We start from the raw sequence: 13,313 nt of genomic DNA on the forward strand, positions 1-13,313 counted from the left end.
TGGGGTATTTGCCCGGAATGCGTGTCGTCCGAACGAATCTCGCCCGTGACCGGAGTTTCTCCGGCGTTCATCGAGGCGGCGGGTCGGATGACCACCGGGGCGGTTCGGTGACCGGGGCTGATCTACCGCGGTGGGTGATCCGTTGTGGTCGACGGTGCGGGGTCTGTGGCGGGACCGGGGGAGAACGGGGAGACGAGCGCGGCGCTCCAAGGAAAGCTCGTGCCACCCGGCCGCGCTTGCCCGGCGCGAGCTGCCAGCGGTTCGTTGTTCCCGGTCAGCCTGTGGACGGTTCGCTCGAGGGCGGGCAGGATTTCCGCGATGTCGAGATCAGCGGTCGCGAAGCGGCCGATCAGCGCGTAGATCATGTTGGTCAGCACGAGCGCGATGTCCGCGGTGTAGTCGGGATCGACGTCGGTGAACAAGGCTCCGGCGGCGGGCAGCACGGCGTCGAAGCCTTGGGCGTCGAGTCGTCGGCCGCCAGGGCCGGATCGCGCGCGATAGTAGGCCTCGAGCATCCGAGGGTTGCGTTCCCACGGTTCGAACACGTACCGCAGCAACCGCATCAAGCCATTGCCCAGCGTCTCGCCTTCGATCGGCGGGGCGGGGGTGGCATAGGTATTGGTCGCCATCCAGCGCTCGACCGCCGCGACCATCAGGTCGTCGCGGGTGGGATACCGCTTGTAGACCGTGGCGAGGGACACGTGCGCCTTCCGGGCAACCGCCCGCAGTTGGACCGCGTCGTAGCCGCCCGACTCGAGCATCGACACCACGGCGTCGATGATCTTCGCCGCCGCATCCTCTTCGTCTGTCCGGGCCACGTACGTACGGTAGTTCAGCGCTCTGATGACCGAAACTCGCCACGACGGCGGCGCCGGGCAGGACGCGATCAGCGACAGCGCGACGAGGCGGCCGCGGGACGCGGTGATCGCCCGGGTCGGCGAACGAGGTTCCGGTACCACACTCCCATGGCTAAGCTGCGAGGATGACGCTCTTTCTCCGCGTCGCCGTCGTGCCGGTCGTCGTCGCCGGCGCGCTGGCGAGTGCGGCGCACGCCGACGCGACGCCCGGTAGCGACATCACCGCCGTCACCCTCGGCCAGGCCCAGATTCCCGCCGGACTACTTCCGTTCGTCGCGGGCACAGATCTGGTCGTTCGCGAGATCACGATCGGCCCCGGCGGGTCCACCGGCTGGCATTACCATGTCGGCCCTGTCTTCGGCTTCGTCCGATCGGGCACGCTCACCCACCCCGGCCCCGACTGTGACGCTCCGGTCTACCGCACCGGCGAGTTCATCTACGAGCCCGCAGGCGAATGGAACGTCCACGTGGGCCTGAACCTCGGCACCGAACCGCTCGTCCTCGACGTGGTCTACGCCCCACCCACCGGCCAGCCGCTGTTCGTCGACGCACCCGCCCCACCCTGCGCGTAGCTCGGCCCTCGGGTCACGCGGTAACGCACCGCTCGCGTCTTCCGGCGCAAGCGCTGTCCATTTGGGGTGCAGGCTTTCTCACAGTCGGGTGTAGTCCTGCTGGTCCTGCTCGAACGCGGTCAGGATTTCGGGTGTCAGGGTCGGGCGGGTGTTGGCGACCGCGGTCAGGTAGTCCTCGGTGGTCGCGGGTTCGCTTGTGTCGTCGCGCATTGCGCGTTCGAATGCCGACTGCGCGCCCGCGCGGGCCGCGTATTCGATGTCGGCGGGGGTGAATTGCGCTGTGGCGCAGGTCAAACGGTCGAGATCGATCGTTTCGGTGGCGGGGCCGAGATAGCGTTGCCAGATCGCGTTGCGCGCGGGTTCGTCCGGCGGGCCGACCGGAATCACATAGTCGAATCGACCGGGTCGCAGGAATGCCGGGTCCAACGAGCGGACCGAGTTCGTCGCGCAGATCAGCAGGCGAGTGTAGTTTTCCCGGAATGCCGGTATCAGCTTGAGCAGCTCGTTGGTGACTCCGTGCGCAGGGCTGGTCGCCGTACCCGAACGCGTGCCCGCGATCTCCTCCACCTCATCGATGAACAGCAGCAGCTCGTCGAGTTCGGCCAGGTCGGCGAATACTTCGCGCAGGGAGGCCGCGAGCCCTCCGTTCGTCGCCGCGGCCAACCGGGAGGGGAACAATTCGACGAACGGCCAGCAGAGCCGGGAAGCGACCGCTTTCGCGAAGCTGGTCTTGCCGGTCCCCGGTGGCCCGAACAGGATGACGCTCTTGGGCGGCAACACCCGATAACGCTCGGCCACTTCGGGATTCGACAGGGGCAACACGATCCGGCGTTCGATGATCTGCTTCTCTCGGTCCATCCCGGCCATCGACTGCCACAGTCCCCGTGGGTGGAGCCGCCCGCCCAGTTCGGTCAGCAGAGTGGACTGTGCGGGAGCCAACGGTTCCAGCAGCTCGTAGTAGACGAGACCCGCCCGGCGCGAGTACCCGGAATTCTCGAACGCCACGGACCCGGTGGCCCCCTCGGGGACCAGCGTGCAGATCCGCCGCACGCCGTTCGAGCGCAGCCGCCGCTCCAGTTCGGCGAGCAGTGCGCTGCCGATCCCGCGCGCCCGCCACCGCGACGCCAGCGCCACCAGCAGGACCCAGGCGCGCTCGCCATGGATCTGGGCCACCGCCATCCCGACCATCTCGTCCCCGACCTCGGCCACCACCGCCGACTGCCCCGCTCGCGCGGCTGCCGTCACCTCCGCCAGCGCGAAGACCGGCTCGTCCGCGGTAGGCACACGGCTCTGCTCCCAGATCTGGATCGCCTGATCCAGATCATCGTCACGGAACTCGCGTAGTCGCCATACCGGCATACACACCTCGAAGGCCGTCGGCCGGCCGCTGCGAAGTCGGCCGTTCTTCCAGTAAATACCTCTCGGAAAGCCCACGCCAGGCCGGTGCCGACGAGTACCCCCACCGCGGGTGGCTTCACTCGAAACGTTCCCGAGGCTCCTCGACGGGGTCGCCTACTACCGAGGGGACGGTCAAGGCCGAGCTGACGATCGGTTTCAGCTGCCCGGCTCCGGGGCGCGATCCGGCACCGCTTCCCGCTCGAGATGTGCGCCGCGGCCGCGCCAGCTCCGATATCCGCGATGCGCGGCGAAGGCTCCGATAACGGCGGTGGCGCACCACACCGCGATAGCGGTGTAGGCCAAGGGGCCGGACAGATCGCCGATCGAGGCGCCGAGCGCGGTGTAGACGAAGGCGCGCGGCGCCGAGCCGATGAACGCGCCGACGGCCATCTGCCACAAAGGAACACCGAACGCCCCGAACACATACGACGCGAGCGCGTCCGAGACGCCGGGCAGGAAGCGCTGCCCGACGACGGCCCACAAGCCGCGCCGCTCGATCTGCGCATCGATACGCTCGGCGCGCTGCGCGCCGAGCAACCCGCGCGCGCTCTCGCGGCCCGCCCGCCGCCCGAGAAAACTGCTGATCATCGCCGTACCCACTGCGGAGCCCAGCGTCACGAACGTCCCGACCAGCGGCCCGAACAGCAGACCGCTCCCAGCGGCCAGCAGTGGACCGGGAACGAAAATGGCTCCGAGGCCCGCCGACACCACCACATAGACCACAGGCGCGGCCGGCCCCGTAGCCGCGACCATGCCGCGCACAGCCTCGACATCGATCACCCGCGCGACGGCGACGAGATAGAACATCCCGAACAGGAACGCGGCGAACAGCGCGAGCCGCGCGATGTGCCACCGTCGGCCGGCCGGGAAGGAATCGTCGTTGTCCGTCATGATGAGCGCAATCCTGCCGCACGCTGACCACCCCCTCGACCCGAGGCATACGCCAGGCTGCCGCCGGGCCGGATGCCGTGGATGGTCAGACGAGGTCCGCAGCGCGCGCGGCAGCGCAGCACAGCCAGATCCCGGCCGTCTCCCACGCCGAGCGCCCACCGCCGCGGCACGCGGGTACAAGATCAACGGCACATGGCTGCGGTGTTCGCCGAGAACAGCTCTCCACCATGTGCCGTTGATCTCGAAACGTCAAGACGGGTCGCGGGGGAGGAGGGTGCCGAGGGGACCGAGGTCGATGTTGAGGTCTTCGGGGGTGAGGCCGAAGTGGTCGCGTAGTTCTTCCATGCGTTGCTCGAGGAGCATCAGGGTGGTGCCGATGCGTTCGATCTGGGTGTCGGTGAGGTCGCCCGCGTCGACGCGGCGGAGTGCTTGGCGCTCCATCAGTTGCCGGAGGAGCTCGACCAGGGTGAGGACGAGGGAGACCAACCCGCGCTCGACGGATTCGGGGTCGGTGTCGATGCGCGGGGGGATGCCGCCGAATTCAGTCATCGCCGGGCGTCTCCAGTGCGCGGTGTGTCGCGGGCCCGAGTGGCGCGGACAGGGTGCTGATGGAGGAGATGAGCGCTCGCAACGAGATCTGCACCAGGTCGACGTCCGCGATGGCGAGTTTGATGTCGCCGGTGATCACCACACCGCCGGCCAGCACCCGGTCCAGCAGGTCGACCAGCGCGACGCGGCGCTCGTCGTCGACGTGCTGGTCGACCCGGCTCATGCCGGCTCTCGTTCCACGCCCGCGAACGAATACGGCGGCCACGGGCCGGTGAGTTCGAGCCGGATACCGGGGAATTCGGCGCCGAGCGCGGTGACCGTCGCGGTGAAGTCGTCGGTACGGTCGTCGTCCACGAGGTAGGTGCCGTTGAGCACCATCCAGTCCCGGCGCCCACTCAGGGCCGGGTCGGTCAGCGTCTGACGTCGTCCGGCGGCGGCCTGGTGCACCAGGCGGGTGTGGATCTCCTCGGCGCGCTGCGCCGCGTCGCGTTCCACGGTTTCCTGTGCGGACAGTTGCGCGCGCCGCCGGGCGAGGTAGGCCGCGCCCGCGCCTTTCGCGTCGTCGCTCGCGGCGCGCGCCTCGGCCACGGCGGCGGTGAGTGCGGCGCGGTCGCCGTACGCTTTCACGCCCCACTCGGTGCGGCCGCTCACCAGCGCCAGGGCCGCGTCGAAGTCCGCCCGCCGTTCCTCGAGCAGCTCGCGAACGCGGTCGTCGTCGCGGAACACGGTGGCGAGCCGGAGCGGGACGGCCGGCCCTCGGCGCACCAAGGCCGCCACGACGGCGTCGTGCGCCCTGGCCGTCCCCTCCAGCCAGTCCAGGTCCTCCAGATTCCGCCGTAGCGGCTGCTCGCCGAACACCTCCAGCGGCACCGAGCCGACGACAGCGGACAGATCGTCCGAGACCACCGAGCGCACCGGCTCCCCCGCGACCCCGGTCAGTTCGCCCAAGTCCGCCGCGCCTCGGCTGGACGTGACCGCATACAGCCAAACCCCGAGACCGTCGGTCACGATTGCTCTTCCCTCGACTCGCGGCGGCTTTCGATGGGTTGACGGCGTTCGCTCGCCGCTTCCAGCCGAGCGATCCGGTCGCGCAGTTCCCGATTCTCGAGCTCGAGATCGCGATCCTGCCGTTCCAGGGTGCGGGCCTTGCTGTTCAGCCAGGGGTCGGTCTCCCACCAGTCGATGCCCACCGCTTTGGCCGTCTCCAAGGACGCGATCACCAACCGCAGCTTGATCGTGAGCAGTTCGATGTCGAGCAGGTTCACCTGAATGTCGCCCGCGATCACCAGGCCCTTGTCGAGCACCCGCTCGAGGATGTCGGCGAGGTTCGTCGAATGATGCTCGCCGCCGAAGGGCTGCGGTGCGGACGATCCGCCGCCGACCACCGTCATTGCCGAGCCCTCCCGATGTCGGTGCTGCCGCGGGCATAGCGTCTGGTTCGGCGGTAGGCCAGCAGCTCACCGTCCATATCGATCTCGACCTCGAACAGTGCGAGGATGTCCGCGGACGACGGAATCCGGCGGTCCTCGAGTACTTCGATCTCCACCGTCCAGCCGTCCTCGGTCGGTTCCATCGACGTCACGCCCTCCACCTGCTTGGAAGTCAGCTCCACGAGGTGTTCGACCGCCGTCGCGGCGGCTCTGACCGGTGAAAGGGACGACGATTCGCCCGATGCCGAGTGCACATCCTCCGAGTCGTCGGAAGTGGTCTTGCGTGCCACGCGAGTCACTCCTTCCGATCGATCACGATCACGCCTGTCGGCCGGTCATGCGATCCAGGACCGCCTGCTGTGCTTGTTTCCGCTCCTCTTCGGACAGCTGACCGGCTGCCGCGGCCGCATCGATCTCTTCGAGTTCCCGCCGCATGGTGGCGGGATCGTGCAGCTGCTGCTCCACTTGGTCCTGGATCAGTTCGCCCAGCCAGATGACGCCGCGGACCGGGGCGACCGGCAACGTCAAGATCGTCGAGAGCAGACCCATGACTCACTCCTCGGCTGCGCGTTTCGTCACGAAGTCGTAGGCCGCCATGGGGCCGAGCAGGTTCAGCTCCACGCGACCGTCCCACTCCTCGCCGAGCCGGCGCAGCGTTTCCTCCAGCTGTTCCTGCCGTTCCAGCTCGACCAGCACCGCGACGTGGACGGCCTCCTCCTCGTGGGACGGGTCGCGCTGGTTGACGAGTGCCTCGAACTGCTCGAGCTCGGCGACCACTCTGCGCGTGTCCTCGGCGCGCTTGGCCTCGATGGCCTGATTGATCAGCTCGCCCAGCGCGATCCTGGCATTGCGGGTGGCGTCCTCGGGTTTGTCGCGGATCTCGTCGCGCAGCTGGGCGGCCTGGGCGTTCTCGGCGAGCAGTTCCCGCAGGATGGTGTCCTCGACGTAGCGCCCTCTGATCACGAACTGCGCGCGGCCCTCGAGTTGCTCCAGCGCGGAGCGGAACTCCTCTTCGTTCGCCCCGAGCAGTTCGTTCTCCACCGCCTCCGCGTCGGTCATGACCGCACCGAACCGCAGCGGCAGCACCGGAGCGACCGCGGCCGAGCCGTCCAGGAGTTCGGCGTGCGCGGTGAGGTCATCGGGTGTGCCCAGTGGCCGGTCCGATTCGAGCGTGCTGATCAGCGCGGCGATCTCGCCGTGCCGTACCACCCCGACCTCGCCGGGAGGGTCGCCGACCCCGGTGGCGTGCGGCTCGGGCTCCACGTCGGCGGGCACGATGCCGTAGACGTACACGGAGGCTTGACCGGTAGTCATCGATCCTCCTTGCGCCTGGGCCTGCTCGCGGTCTGGCGCTTGTCCTCCACGTCGCCGAGAAAGTTCATCACCTTCTCGCCCGCCGCCTCGAGCGCGCCGCTCGTCTTGTGCTTCGCCGCGCCCTGGGTGACATCGCCGACGATGTCGGTGATTCCCTTCGGTTCGCTGGTGGAGATCTCCAGCCGGTTGACGGCTTCGGCGAATCGCAGATACGTATCGACGCTGGCCACCACGACGCGCGCGTCGATGGTCACCAGTTCGATGCCGACCAGCGACACACGCGCGAACGCGTCGATGACCAGGCCTTTGTCCAGAATCGTGTCGATCACGTCGGCCAGGCTGGAGGAGTTCGGGCGGGCCATCGTGCCCGCTCCGCCACCGCCTGCGCCTCCTGCGGGTTCGATGGTCATGCGTTCGCTCCTCGCCTCTCGCGCGACCGGCGGGTCACCGTGGTGCGGCGGCGGGCGGCCGGGCGGCGGGACGGCTCGTCCTCGTCCTGCTCGTCCTCGTCTCGTTCGTCCGCGTCCAGCTCGTCGGTCTCGTCTTCGTCTTCCTCGTCCGGCTCCTCGTCCTCCGGCTCCTCCGCCGCGGAACTCTCGTCGTCCGCGTAGTCTTCTTCGGCGTTCTCCTCTTCTTCACGTCGTGCGGTCTCGTCGTCCTTGACGACCTCGCTGTCGCGGATCTCGCCGTGCCAGCCGACGACGTCGTCGGGGTGCAGCACGGTCTCGGTCATGACGTGCCGCTGGAAGTGCTTGAGTTCCAGGCGGCACCGGCGACCGGCCGCGCGCCACATGTTGGCGGTCTTCTCGAAGAACCCCTTGGGGTGGTACTCCAGCACCACGAGGATGCGGGTGAGCCTCGGCGCGATCTCGTGGAAGGTGACCGCGCCGTCGATGTAGCCCTTGTGGCCCTTGGAACGCCAGACGATCCGCTCGAACGGCACCTGCTCGAGAATCGTGGATTCCCAGGTGCGCCGGGACCAGAACACTTTGCCGGTCCAGCTGAGCTTCTCATCGGCCATCTGCTCGACCTGCTCGAGCTTCTTGGTGAACTTCGGGAAGTCCGCGAACTGGGTCCACTGGTCGTAGGCCAGGTCGACCGGAACGCCGACGTCGATGTGCTCGACGATATTGGTCAGCTTGATCTTCTTGCCGCCACCCTTGCCCTTGCCGCCGCCGGTCAGGGATTCCTTCACCGATTCGAACCCTCCGCGCAGCGTGTGGCCGAGCTTGCTCTTGCCCACGCTCATGGCCGCCTGGAACGGCGAGGCGCCTCCGGCGAGCTTTTCCACGCCGGTCAGCGCCGACAGCAGATTCCCTCCGCCGCCTTCGGCGTACTCGTTCAACCGGCCCGCGGTCTTCGACACCCGGTTGCCGAGCCCGGCCACCGCGCGTTCGGCCACGGTTCCGGCGAGGTTCTGCACCGATTGCTGCAGCAGGCCGGTCGCCGTGGGCGGTGGGGCCTTCTTCTTGGCGGTCGATCCCGCCCGGCCCGCGGCCTTGGTGGCCCGGCCCGCCGTGTCGGTGGCCAGCTTGCCGACTCCGGCTGTCGCGTCACGCAACGTCTTCGCCATCTCCGGTCACCTCCTCGTGCGACGCACGGGGGCGGCGTCGGTATCGGTGCGACTACGGCGTCCCCGGCTCCCGGACGGCTTGCGATCCGCCGAGCCGGCCGAACGGTCCGCGCTGCGGGAACTCGCCGCGCGCCTGCCCGCGGTGCTCGGGCGGCGAGCGCGCCGCGCGGCGGGCCGCTCGGTGTCGTCCTCGTCCTCGTCCGCGCCCTGGTCGGCCTCGCCCTCGTCTTCCTCGTACTCGTCTTCGAGATCGTCGTCGGCGGACGCTCGCTGGTCCTCGGACGCTTCGTCCTCGTACTCGTCCGCCTCGGAATCGGTCTCTCGGGAGCCACGTCGATCCTCGTCCGCCAGCAGCGTCGAACCCTGCTGCAACCTGGTGTTCAGCGCGTCGAGGCGGTTGCTCGCCGCGGTGACCGCGGCGGCCCTCGCGGCACCGAGCAACTCGCCGCGCACGGTATCGGTGATCCGTTCCAGCTCCGGCGATGACTTGAGCAGCGATGTCCCGCGCTCGAGCAGAGCGCCGGGGGTTCCCGTCGACCGCTTGGCCATCGCGGCGCCCGCCAGCGACAACGCGAAGCGCATCTTGCGGGTGCGGCCGAGCAGATACCCGATGCCCACCCCTAGCGCGATTCTTCCTCCACCTTTCATTGCTCACTCCTTGCTCGGCTCGACCGCTGCACCGGCGAAGCCGGGGGTCGAGACGTGATGTCCCCAAGAGTGGGATAGACCACATCACGTAGGCCAAACATCAGCGTATGCCTGGTTACCGGATGGGTCGATGGGTTCTGCCAGCGAAAAGCCGCGAAGTCTCGGGATGCCGAAGCGCTTTCAGCGATCACCTGGCCAAGAGCGGTCGACGCCGCCGGAAAAAAATTCGGGGAACTTTCGCGAACTATGTCGAAGCCGAACCGGCGGCTCCGACCGGTAGGTGACAGCAGGACACACCACCACACAGGAGCACCGCATGTCCGTCAACACGTTCTTCTGGTTCGACAACGCCGCCGAGGAAGCCGCCGCCTTCTACGCCGCGGCGATTCCGAACTCGCGGGTGGTCGACATCTCCCGCAACTCCGACGGTTCGGCGTTCATCGTCTCGCTGGAGCTGGACGGCCACGCGGTCACGCTGATGAACGGCGGGCCGGAGCACCCGCTCACCGATGCCGCGTCACTGCAGGTGATCGTGGACACCCAGGACGAGGTCGACCGGCTGTGGGACGCGCTCACCGCGGACAGCGGGCAGCCCGGGCCGTGCGGCTGGCTGACCGACCGCTACGGCCTGTCCTGGCAGGTCGTGCCTTCCGCGCTGCCGAAGCTGATGGGCGGCGACGATCCCGCCAAGACCATTGCCGTCGGCACCGCCCTGCGGTCGATGTCCAAACTCGACGTCCGGGTGCTGCAGGACGCCTACGACAACGCCTGATCCGCACGCGTCGAAGACCCCGCCCGGACGCCGTTGTCCGGGCGGGGTCCCGCGCTCGACGGCGGCGTCAGCGCCAGCGTTCGGGGGTCACGGGAGCGTCCCACGCACGGGCGTAACGGCGCTTGTCGGGAGCGTCGTATTCCTTGCTGCGGTAGACCACGTAGGGCCGCACCAAGTAGCCGACCGGCGCACTGAACATATGCACCAGCCGGGTGTAAGGCCACAGCCCGATCAGCGCGAGCACGACCAATCCGTGCAGCTGGAAGGTCCACGGGGTGTCCACCATGAGCTCGGGCTGCGGGGCCAGGGTGAACAGGCTGCGGAACCAGGGCGAGACCGTCTCGCGGTAGTTGTAGGTGCCCCACAGCAGATTGCTGCCCCAGGTGTTGAGCAGCCCGGTGATCAGCGCGGCGGCCAGCAGCGCGTACATCAGCTTGTCGTTGCCGGTCGTCGCCTTGCGGACGGCCGCAAGGGTGAACCGGCGGTAGAGCAGGATGCCCACTCCGGCCAGCACGGCGAGACCGGCCACCGACCCCGCCCCGACCGCGATCACGTGGTAGAGGTGCTCGGAGATCCCGATCGCGGCGGTCCACGATTCCGGGATCAGCACGCCGAGCACGTGACCGCCGAACACACCGAGCATGCCGAAGTGGAACAGCGGGCTGCCCAGGCGCAGCAGGCGGCTCTCGTAGATCTGCGAGGAACGGGTGGTCCAGCCGAACTGGTCGTTGCGGTAGCGCCACAGGTGCCCGAGCACGAACGAGGTGAACGCGACGTACGGCAGGATCAGCCACAGCGCGGTCGGTAGGTTCGGCGTTGCGTTCATCGTCGGCCTTCCGATCCGTCGAACAGCGAGGGGTCCATCGCGAAGGGCTCCAACCCGACTTCCTCCTCGGGCGGGCCCTGGGCGGCGAGTTCGGCGATGCGCCTGCGGTCGGCGGTGGTCGGCGGGGGCAGCGTCGCACCGACCGCCGCGAGCACTCCCGCATAGGGAGAGCCGTTGTCGGCCAGCGAGAGTCGCAGCAGCTCCAGCACCGGAACGTGCTCGCCGAGCAGCCGTTCGCCGCCGATCGGATCGACGGTGGCGGCGAACTCCAGCAGCACCGGCAGGTGATCGGGCAGCTCCTCGTCGCCGAGTTCGACGCCCGCGTGCCGGTAGGCGTGCTTGAACCGCAGCAGAGCCATCCCGCGCTTGCGGGTGTCGCCGTAGGCGTAGAAGGTCAGGTGCAGGCTGGCGCGGCGGCGCATGTCGAAGGTCGCGACATAGTCGGCGGCGAGCTCCAGGGGCGGGGTCGTCCGCAGGTAGTCGAGGCAGTCGCTCAGGTGCGCGCGCACCTCGTCCGGCAATCCGGCCGCGGCGGTGGACAATTGGTCGACCATGCCCAGCGTCTGCTCGCTCGGGTAGTCCAGCAGCAGCGCGGCGATCCGCCACACCAATTGCCGGTCGCGCTGGGCGAGTTCGACCGCCGGTTCGGGGCGGCGGCGCAGTTTGAGCAGACTCATCGGCCTGCTCCGGTCGAGGCCGGATCGCCCGCGACGGTCGCGTCACCCGTGCCGCCCGCGTGCCCGTTGCCCGCACCGTTCGGGTGCCCGCCGTTGGCGGTGCCGTTCGCGTGCCCGTTGGACGCGCCGTTCGGGTGCCCGTCGGCGGTGCCGTCCGCCTGCCCGTTCGTGGGCAGCAAGCCCTCGGTGCTCTTGCCGTCCCAGTTCAGCAGGTTGATCCGGGACGACTTCTCTTGCGGCGCGGCTTCGTTGCTGTCGGTGAGGTGGAACTTCTCCACCATCTGGTCGAACGCCGTCATACCCGGCCCGCCGTCGGTGTCCAGGCTGCATCCGGTGGCGAGCGAATCCAGTTCGTGCGCACGGGCTCCCGCACCGGTCGGGATGACGTAGCGGTGCTCGTACTTGGCGATGGCCAGTAGCCGGTACATCGCCTCGATCTCTTCCGGCTCCAGCCGCACCGACGGCGCGATCGAGGGATCGGGCTCCTCACCGAGGTTCACCGACCGCATGAACGAGCGCATCCCCGCGAGGCGCTGCAACGACGCGCGCACCGGTCCCACGTCGCCCGCGGTGAACAACTCGGCCAGGTACTCCACCGGAATGCGCAACGCGTCGATGGCGCCGAACAGGTTCGACACGTTCTCGCCGTCGTGGCCGGTCTCGGTGAGCACGTCCACCACCGGCGACAGCGGCGGCACGTACCAGACCATCGGCATGGTGCGGTACTCCGGATGCAGCGGCAGTGCGATCTGGTAGTCGACGATCAGCTTGTAGACCGGCGAATCCTGGGCCGCCTGAATCCATTCCGGCGAGATCCCGGCTCGCTCCGCCTCGGCGACCACCCGCGGGTCATGGGGGTTGAGGAACACACCGAGCTGGGACGGGTAGAGATCCTTGTCCTCGGTGACCGACGCGGCCTCCGGCACGGCGTCGGCGTCGTAGAGCATGACGCCGATGTAGCGCAGCCGCCCCACACAGGTCTCCGAGCACACCGTGGGGATGCCGACCTCCACGCGCGGGTAGCAGAAGGTGCACTTCTCCGCCTTGCCCGTCTTGTGGTTGAAGTAGATCTTCTTGTACGGGCAGCCCGACACGCACTGCCGCCAGCCGCGGCACTTGTCCTGGTCCACCAGCACGATGCCGTCTTCCGCGCGCTTGTAGATCGCGCCGGAAGGACACGACGCCGCGCACGACGGATTCAGGCAGTGCTCGCAGATCCGCGGCAGGTAGAACATGAAGGTCTCTTCGAACTCCAGTTTCACCTGGTCGGACAGCTTCGCCAGCAGCGGATCCCGGCCGACCTGCTCGGGGCCGGAGCCGAGGTCGTCGTCCCAGTTGGCGCCCCACGTGACGTTCGTGTCCTCGCCGGTGATCAGCGATTTGGGCCGCGCCACCGGTGTCGTGTCCATCGGCGGCGAGGACAGCAGGTTGTCGTAGTCGTAGCTCCACGGCTCGTAGTAGTCCTCGACCGTGGGCAGATCGGGGTTGGCGAAGATGTTCAGCAGCCGCTTCAGCCGGGACCCGGACTTCAGGGTGAGCTTGCCGCGCTTGTTCAGCGTCCAGCCGCCCTTCCACTTCTCCTGGTCCTGGTACTGCCGCGGATAGCCCTGTCCGGGGCGGGTCTCCACGTTGTTGAACCAGACGTACTCGGTGCCGCCGCGGTTGGTCCAAGCCTGCTTGCAGGTGACCGAGCAGGTATGGCAGCCGATGCACTTGTCCAGGTTCATCACCATGGCCAGCTGTGCCATGACGCGCATGTCAGTACCGCTTTCTCGCGTCGATAGGTGCGTGGGGTGTCCTCGTGCC

General features: G+C 68.5%; 18 protein-coding genes. 2 read left to right on the forward strand and 16 right to left on the reverse strand.

Annotated features, from left to right (window positions below; genetic code table 11):
* Positions 1–122: 122 nt before the first annotated feature.
* Positions 123–818 (reverse strand): TetR family transcriptional regulator, encoded by a 696-nt coding sequence (locus LTT66_RS20295; RefSeq protein ID WP_233060151.1) that lies wholly within the window; start codon positions 816–818, stop codon positions 123–125.
* 164 nt (positions 819–982) lie between these two features.
* Between LTT66_RS20295 and LTT66_RS20300 the strand changes: the two genes are divergently transcribed.
* Positions 983–1,429, forward strand: a complete 447-nt coding sequence (locus LTT66_RS20300) for a cupin domain-containing protein (protein WP_233060152.1) — start codon at positions 983–985, stop codon at positions 1,427–1,429.
* A gap of 78 nt (positions 1,430–1,507) precedes the next feature.
* Here LTT66_RS20300 and LTT66_RS20305 read toward each other — a convergent pair whose 3' ends face one another.
* The 12 genes from LTT66_RS20305 to LTT66_RS20360 form a co-directional block, all read right to left on the reverse strand.
* Complete coding sequence (locus LTT66_RS20305; protein ID WP_233060153.1) at positions 1,508–2,788, reverse strand: ATP-binding protein; 1,281 nt, start codon at positions 2,786–2,788, stop codon at positions 1,508–1,510.
* A 195-nt stretch (positions 2,789–2,983) separates the two neighbouring features.
* A complete protein-coding gene (locus LTT66_RS20310; protein WP_233060154.1) occupies positions 2,984–3,718 on the reverse strand; it encodes a TVP38/TMEM64 family protein in 735 nt (244 codons plus the stop codon).
* Between the two features lie 249 nt (positions 3,719–3,967).
* Positions 3,968–4,267, reverse strand: coding sequence for a gas vesicle protein K (locus tag LTT66_RS20315; protein ID WP_043696616.1), 300 nt, complete (start codon positions 4,265–4,267; stop codon positions 3,968–3,970).
* Entirely contained in the window at positions 4,260–4,490 is a 231-nt protein-coding gene (locus tag LTT66_RS20320; RefSeq protein ID WP_233060155.1) for a gas vesicle protein, read from the reverse strand. Before LTT66_RS20320 ends, LTT66_RS20315 begins: the two co-directional genes overlap by 8 nt.
* A complete protein-coding gene (locus LTT66_RS20325; RefSeq protein WP_233060156.1) occupies positions 4,487–5,275 on the reverse strand; it encodes a GvpL/GvpF family gas vesicle protein in 789 nt (262 codons plus the stop codon). Before LTT66_RS20325 ends, LTT66_RS20320 begins: the two co-directional genes overlap by 4 nt.
* Positions 5,272–5,658 (reverse strand): gas vesicle protein, encoded by a 387-nt coding sequence (locus LTT66_RS20330; RefSeq protein ID WP_233060157.1) that lies wholly within the window; start codon positions 5,656–5,658, stop codon positions 5,272–5,274. Before LTT66_RS20330 ends, LTT66_RS20325 begins: the two co-directional genes overlap by 4 nt.
* Positions 5,655–5,987, reverse strand: a complete 333-nt coding sequence (gvpO, locus tag LTT66_RS20335) for a gas vesicle protein GvpO (protein WP_043696605.1) — start codon at positions 5,985–5,987, stop codon at positions 5,655–5,657. The genes LTT66_RS20330 and gvpO overlap by 4 nt, the downstream gene beginning before the upstream one ends.
* A 28-nt stretch (positions 5,988–6,015) precedes the next feature.
* The gene (locus LTT66_RS20340; RefSeq protein ID WP_043696602.1) at positions 6,016–6,246 is read right to left on the reverse strand and encodes a gas vesicle protein GvpG; all 231 of its coding nucleotides are present in this window, start codon (positions 6,244–6,246) and stop codon (positions 6,016–6,018) included.
* Between the two features lie 3 nt (positions 6,247–6,249).
* The gene (locus LTT66_RS20345) at positions 6,250–7,011 is read right to left on the reverse strand and encodes a GvpL/GvpF family gas vesicle protein (protein ID WP_233060158.1); all 762 of its coding nucleotides are present in this window, start codon (positions 7,009–7,011) and stop codon (positions 6,250–6,252) included.
* Positions 7,008–7,421: a gas vesicle protein GvpJ gene (gene gvpJ, locus LTT66_RS20350; protein WP_174377721.1), complete on the reverse strand. Its 414-nt coding sequence runs from the start codon at positions 7,419–7,421 to the stop codon at positions 7,008–7,010. The genes LTT66_RS20345 and gvpJ overlap by 4 nt, the downstream gene beginning before the upstream one ends.
* The gene (locus LTT66_RS20355; RefSeq protein WP_233060159.1) at positions 7,418–8,584 is read right to left on the reverse strand and encodes an SRPBCC family protein; all 1,167 of its coding nucleotides are present in this window, start codon (positions 8,582–8,584) and stop codon (positions 7,418–7,420) included. Before LTT66_RS20355 ends, gvpJ begins: the two co-directional genes overlap by 4 nt.
* Positions 8,585–8,590: 6 nt before the next feature.
* Positions 8,591–9,232: a hypothetical protein gene (locus tag LTT66_RS20360; RefSeq protein ID WP_233060160.1), complete on the reverse strand. Its 642-nt coding sequence runs from the start codon at positions 9,230–9,232 to the stop codon at positions 8,591–8,593.
* Positions 9,233–9,548: 316 nt separating this feature from the next.
* Here LTT66_RS20360 and LTT66_RS20365 point away from each other — a divergent pair, with 316 nt between their 5' ends.
* Complete coding sequence (locus tag LTT66_RS20365; RefSeq protein WP_233060161.1) at positions 9,549–10,004, forward strand: VOC family protein; 456 nt, start codon at positions 9,549–9,551, stop codon at positions 10,002–10,004.
* A gap of 67 nt (positions 10,005–10,071) precedes the next feature.
* On the opposite strand, the gene narI is transcribed toward LTT66_RS20365, so the two are convergent.
* The 3 genes from narI to narH are packed head-to-tail and all read right to left on the reverse strand — an operon-like array spanning position 10,072 to position 13,255.
* Positions 10,072–10,830, reverse strand: a complete 759-nt coding sequence (narI, locus tag LTT66_RS20370; RefSeq protein ID WP_233060162.1) for a respiratory nitrate reductase subunit gamma — start codon at positions 10,828–10,830, stop codon at positions 10,072–10,074.
* The gene (gene narJ / locus LTT66_RS20375; RefSeq protein ID WP_233060163.1) at positions 10,827–11,507 is read right to left on the reverse strand and encodes a nitrate reductase molybdenum cofactor assembly chaperone; all 681 of its coding nucleotides are present in this window, start codon (positions 11,505–11,507) and stop codon (positions 10,827–10,829) included. Before narJ ends, narI begins: the two co-directional genes overlap by 4 nt.
* A complete protein-coding gene (gene narH / locus LTT66_RS20380) occupies positions 11,504–13,255 on the reverse strand; it encodes a nitrate reductase subunit beta (protein ID WP_233069343.1) in 1,752 nt (583 codons plus the stop codon). Before narH ends, narJ begins: the two co-directional genes overlap by 4 nt.
* Positions 13,256–13,313: the final 58 nt, after the last annotated feature.

This window comes from Nocardia gipuzkoensis, from assembly GCF_021183645.1.
Lineage (GTDB): Bacteria > Actinomycetota > Actinomycetes > Mycobacteriales > Mycobacteriaceae > Nocardia > Nocardia abscessus.